Consider the following 2,587-nt stretch of genomic DNA (forward strand, 5'->3'; position numbering starts at 1 on the left):
GGGCGACCCCGTGCCGACGCGCGCGCCGCGCGGCAGCCCGGCGAGCGTCAGGCCGTCGCGTGCGCACAGCGCGTCGCGGGAGTCCTCGCGCTCGGGCACGGCCGCGACGACGAGCCCCTCGGCCGGCGCCGTCGGCAGGTCCTTGAGGGAGTGCACCGCGACGTCGCAGCGGTCGTCGAGCAGCGCCTCGCGCAGGGCGGCGACGAAGACGCCCGTCCCGCCCAGCGTCGCGAGGGAGCCGGTGAGCCGGTCACCCTCCGTGCGGACGAGCACCTGCTCGACGTCGTCCCGCGTGAGACCCGCGAGGCGGCGCAGCTCCTCGGCGACCATGCCGGTCTGCGTCGTGGCCAGGGCGGAGCCCCGTGTCCCGATCCTCAGCATCTGCGCCCCCCTGCGCGTGACGTCACGGTGCGAGACCCGCCACCGCCGGTCGCGACTCGCGCATCGCAGGGTTGAGGCAGCAGCCGGGCCGGCACACGTCGTACCAGGGCCCGAGCGCGGTCAGCGCCGGTCGCGAGCGAGGTGCGGAGGACGTCACGGGGTCAGTGTGCCCCGCCAGGCGCTCCTGGACGAGGTCGACGAGTCCGCCGACGAACGCGGGGTGCACGCCCGGGGTGGGGACGCGCTCGGCGTGCAGCCCGGCCTCGCGTGCGGTCTCGAGCGCCTCCTCGTCGAGGTCCCACAGCACCTCGAGGTGGTCGGACACGAAGCCCACGGGCACGATCACGACCGCCTTGACCCCGCGCCCCGCGAGCTCGGTGATCGCGTCGTTGATGTCCGGCTCGAGCCACGGCGTCGTCGGCGCGCCGCTGCGGGACTGGTAGACGAGCGACCACGGCACGCCGGCCAGGCTCGCGCCGTGCGCGCCCGACGTCGACCCGGCCGTCGGCCCGTCGCTGCTGCCGATGCTCGCCATGACGACGTCCGCGACCGCCCGGTGCTGCGCGCCGTAGGCGCCGTCCTCGCCGAGCTGCGCGTCGGGCGGGCCGGACGCGACCGCGGTCGACGTCGGGATGGAGTGGGTGACGAACAGGACGTGCGCGTCGCGCGCGAGGTCGACCGCGTCGTCGGCGCCGGCGAGCGCGTCGTGCGTGCGCACGAGCGCCTCGCGCACTCCCTCGACGAACGGCGTGACGAAGCCCGGGTGGTCGAAGTACTGCCGCACCTTGTCGATCACCAGCTCGCCCTCGAGCCCCGTCTCGATCAGCGCGCCCGCGAGGTCCTCGCGGTACTGACGGCACGAGGAGTACGAGCTGTACGCGCTGGTCACGACGGCGAGCAGGCGCCGGTGCCCGGCCGCGTGCGCCTCGCGCAGGGCGTCGGCCAGGAACGGGTCCCAGTTGCGGTTGCCCCAGAGCACGGGCAGGTCGAGCCCGCGCGCGTCGAGCTCGGCGCGCAGCGCGGCCTGCAGGGCGCGGTTCTGGTCGTTGATCGGGCTCACGCCGCCGAAGTGGCGGTAGTGGTGGGCGACCTCCTCGAGGCGCTCCTCGGGGACACCGCGCCCGCGCGTGACGTTGCGCAGGAACGGGATGACGTCGTCCTGCCCCTCGGGCCCGCCGAACGACGTGAGCAGGATCGCGTCGTACGGCGCGGGCGGCTGCGGGTCGCGGTCCGGCAGCGTGGAGGGATCGCAGACGCTCATCGGACGACCTCCGGGACCTCGTCGAGCTCGATGCGGCGGCCCGTGAAGAACGGGACCTCCTCGCGGACGTGCCGGCGCGCCTCGGTCTCGCGCAGGTGGCGCATGAGGTCGACGAGCTCCGTGAGCTCGTGCGCCTCGAAGGCGAGCAGCCACTCGTAGTCGCCGAGGGCGAACGACGCGACCGTGTTGGCGAGGACGTCGGGGTAGTCCCTGCCCTTGAGCCCGTGCTCCATGAGCATGGCGCGGCGCTCCTCGGGCGGTAGCAGGTACCACTCGTAGGACCGCACGAACGGGTAGAGCGTGAACCACGGCAGCGGCTCGGTGTCCCGCATGTAGGCGGGCATGTGGTCGCGCGAGAACTCGGCCGGCCGGTGGACGCCCATGCCGGACCACACCGGGACCAGCGGGGCGAGGTCCTGGCTGCGGCGCAGCGTGCGCGCGGCCTGCTGCAGGTCCTCGGGCGCGTCGCCGTGCAGCCACAGGAGCAGGTCGGACCCGGCGCGCAGCCCGGAGACGTCGTACGCGCCGCGCAGGACGACGCCGGCGGGCAGCCCGGCGGCGGCCTCGGTGAGCGGGGGCGCGGGCGGCGTCTGCGCGGGCTGGACCGTCGGGCGGCCGAGCACGGTCCACAGCGTCCAGGCGCCCGTCGGGCTTTCCGGTCCGGCGACGGGTGAGGTCATGGGTCGAAGTCTGCGGGACCACCGGGAAATGCGGAAATCCAGACCGCCGTGTTCTGGGTCACGCCCCCGTCATGACAATGCGTCAGAACGTCCTGACGGTCGGTCAGCATCATTTCGGAATGTCGCCGAGAAGTCCCGCGGCAGTTCTCCGCGCGTCCGCGACGACGGCCGCGAGGCCCGTCCCGGCGAGCCAGGCGCCGCACACGCGCAAACCCGGTCGCGCCTCGGCCGCGGCGCGCACCGCGGCCACCCGCGCGCGGTGCCC

General features: G+C 74.8%; 2 protein-coding genes and 1 pseudogene. All 3 read right to left on the minus strand.

All coding sequences use genetic code 11. From position 1 onward, the window contains the following. Nucleotides 1–381: pseudogene (locus ICW40_RS19145) on the minus strand (hydroxymethylbilane synthase); the annotation flags it as partial. A 22-nt stretch (nt 382–403) separates the two neighbouring features. Then, entirely contained in the window at nt 404–1,642 is a 1,239-nt protein-coding gene (locus ICW40_RS19150) for a ferrochelatase (protein ID WP_221655581.1), read from the minus strand. Continuing rightward, entirely contained in the window at nt 1,639–2,322 is a 684-nt protein-coding gene (gene hemQ, locus ICW40_RS19155) for a hydrogen peroxide-dependent heme synthase (protein ID WP_221655582.1), read from the minus strand. Before hemQ ends, ICW40_RS19150 begins: the two co-directional genes overlap by 4 nt. Nucleotides 2,323–2,587: the final 265 nt, after the last annotated feature.

The sequence above is a fragment of the Actinotalea ferrariae genome (assembly GCF_019733465.1).
In the GTDB taxonomy this organism is placed as follows: Bacteria; Actinomycetota; Actinomycetes; order Actinomycetales; family Cellulomonadaceae; genus Actinotalea; species Actinotalea ferrariae_A.